This window comes from Protofrankia sp. Cj3 (genome assembly GCF_917627355.1).
Taxonomy (GTDB): Bacteria; Actinomycetota; Actinomycetes; order Frankiales; family Frankiaceae; genus Protofrankia.
In genome coordinates, this window is sequence record NZ_CAKJTR010000083.1 from 2,415 (window position 1) to 4,764 (window position 2,350).

The window sequence follows — 2,350 nt, forward strand, 5'->3', positions numbered from 1 at the left end:
CACCCCTATTGCCGGACGCTCTAAGTAGGGATTTGAATCGGGCTGTTGGGGCAGGTCAGGAGCCTGCCCGATCGCGATCAAACTTGCCGAGCCCTCTGCTCCCAGCACGATGCGGACGGTGCACTGACCCCCTGAATCCAAGGAGCACTCAGGTTCCTGAATGCATAGAGCAGCTGATCGATACAGTATGCGACCTTCGCGCAACCCTGCTAACCACCCTCACATCCGACCTCATTCTCCCAGGTCAAGAGGGTGTCTGACGATGAACCCGCACCTCCCCCATCTGCTGTCCATCCACCTCGGCACGATCCCACGACCGGCAAAGAGGTCGCCGTCCGTTCGGACGGTTATGCGACGTGGGAGCGGGGCGTGACACGGACGATGAGGTCGGCGTCGAGGGCGTCGGCGAGCCGGTCCAGGACGGGCAGCGTGGGCACGGTGCCCCCGGCTTCGAACCGTGCCACCGCCGACTGGGTCATACCAGCCGCGTGCGCCAGCTCGGTCTGGCTCCAGCCACGCTGCTGACGTAGCTGCCGGACGGCACGGCCGAGCTCGAATGCCAACCGGGCCGCCTGGTACGCCTCGTGTGCGCCCGGCTCAGCCATGCGCTGTTCCCGCAGCTGCGCCCACTCCGACCGCTCAGCCACCGTCCCCACCCTCCTCGTCCAGCTCGTCGTCGGCAGTGTGCTGCTCGGCCAGGCAGCGGGCCAGAGTACGCCTGGCCCGGGCGACCTCGCCCACCTCGCGCATCCGGGTCTTGACGAACACCGCCAACAACACGACCCGCTGCCCCGGGGCCAGCCAGTAGGTCACCCGCACCGCCTGCCGGTCCACGTGGAACCGCAGCTCCCGCAGTTTGCCGTCCAACTGCCGGGTGTAGGGCTCCCCCAGCACCGGGCCCTGTTCGGCCAGCAGATCGATGTAGAACGCCGCCGTGGCGAAGTGGGCCGTGGATAGCTGCTCCAACCAGTCTCGGACCTCCGGTTCCAGCTCGACGGTACTCCAAGCCATAGCAGCAACGCTATAGCATGCTCTGGGGTGCCCGTCGTCGGCGTGCCGCCCCCGACCATCCGGCTCGGAGCCGACTCAGCGTGCGATGTGACGTTCGGGGCACGTCAGCCGGTAGCGGGCACAATCGGGGTTCACGTTCCATCCCCTCACCTCCACAGGTAACCTGCCTGCCCGCGAGGCCCTGCGGTTGTTGGCTTTTTCGTGCTCTTCCCGACGCATTGCATGATCATGCATTGTCGGTTGACGCCACCGGAAAGTTGACAGTCCCCCATCCCGGTGATCATCTGGCATCTGCTCAGCGACCCGCACGCCCGCTACCGCGACCTCGGCGCCGACCACTACACCACCTGGATCAACAGTGACGCGAATTCCATCCGATGCGAATTCGCGACAGTTGGCATGCGCAATGATCACAAAGTGGCGTTTCCGTTGGTAGATAGGGTGTCCTGGGTTGCTGGAGGATGCCCGCCGGCGTAGGCCGATTTGGCTCCAATGATCGACTACGGACCCGTGGCCATCAGGTTTGGCGGGGTTGAAGGCCGATGCGGAATCTCGCATCTGATGCGATGGGCCGCTGGTTACTCTCCGTAGAGATCTACGGGTTCCAGTCGGGCAAAGCTGCTGCGCCGCTTCCCCTCCTCGGCGCCTGGCGGCGCCTGCGGTGCGGGTCGGCTTGCCACTGATTATCCCTGGGTGCCAGCATCTTCGACAACATGGAGGACGGCTGGCCGCGTGAAGTCGTTGCGGCGGGCCGCCCGTTGCGAGTCCTACAGAAAGTTACGATCTACACTTGAAGATCAGAGAATTCGCGACACTCGAATACAAGACTCCGCCAGTCCTGTACCCCTACTACAGCGGGATCGGCATGTCGCATGTCGGGAATCGTGCTGTTCTGGACACGTATTGCAGTTTTGCTGTCACGCTTTTCGTGTGGCCTACACGGGGTTCGGGCACAGCCGTAGAACGCACATGAGCGTGTTGGTGACCGTGAAGGCGTACCCCACGGTGTCCCAGCAGCACGGCGAGGCGGTGTGCGTCGCGGGCATCCGCACCGATGTCATCCCCCACCGGTGGGTGCGGCTGTTCCCGGTCCACTACCGTGATCTCCCTGAAGAGCAGCAGTTCAAGAAGTGGGAGTTCATCGAGCTCGACGTCCAACGAGGATCGGATACGCGACCGGAGAGCTACGTGCCGATCCTGGAGACGATCAGACGGGGGCGTGTCCTGGGCACGGGCGACGGCTGGGCGGAACGCCGAACGATCGTCGATCCCCTCCTGCAGTCGAGCCTGTGCGTGGTCCGCCGCCAACGCAAGATCGATGGAACATCGCTGGCGTTAG

2 protein-coding genes and 1 pseudogene are annotated in these 2,350 nt (G+C 64.3%); 1 reads left to right on the forward strand and 2 read right to left on the reverse strand.

Annotated features, from left to right (window positions below):
- Positions 1-347: 347 nt before the first annotated feature.
- Positions 348-647, reverse strand: coding sequence for a helix-turn-helix transcriptional regulator (locus MJ783_RS13080; protein WP_239310702.1), 300 nt, complete (start codon positions 645-647; stop codon positions 348-350).
- Positions 640-1,011, reverse strand: a complete 372-nt coding sequence (locus MJ783_RS13085) for a type II toxin-antitoxin system RelE/ParE family toxin (RefSeq protein WP_239310703.1) — start codon at positions 1,009-1,011, stop codon at positions 640-642. The genes MJ783_RS13080 and MJ783_RS13085 overlap by 8 nt, the downstream gene beginning before the upstream one ends.
- A 969-nt stretch (positions 1,012-1,980) precedes the next feature.
- Here MJ783_RS13085 and MJ783_RS13090 point away from each other — a divergent pair.
- A pseudogene (locus MJ783_RS13090) lies at positions 1,981-2,350 on the forward strand (hypothetical protein); the annotation flags it as partial.

Excerpts from the sequence above, each read along its gene's own strand:
- MJ783_RS13085 (WP_239310703.1), bottom strand. The coding sequence starts at position 1,011 with ATGGCTTGGAGTACCGTCGAGCTGGAACCGGAGGTCCGAGACTGGTTG.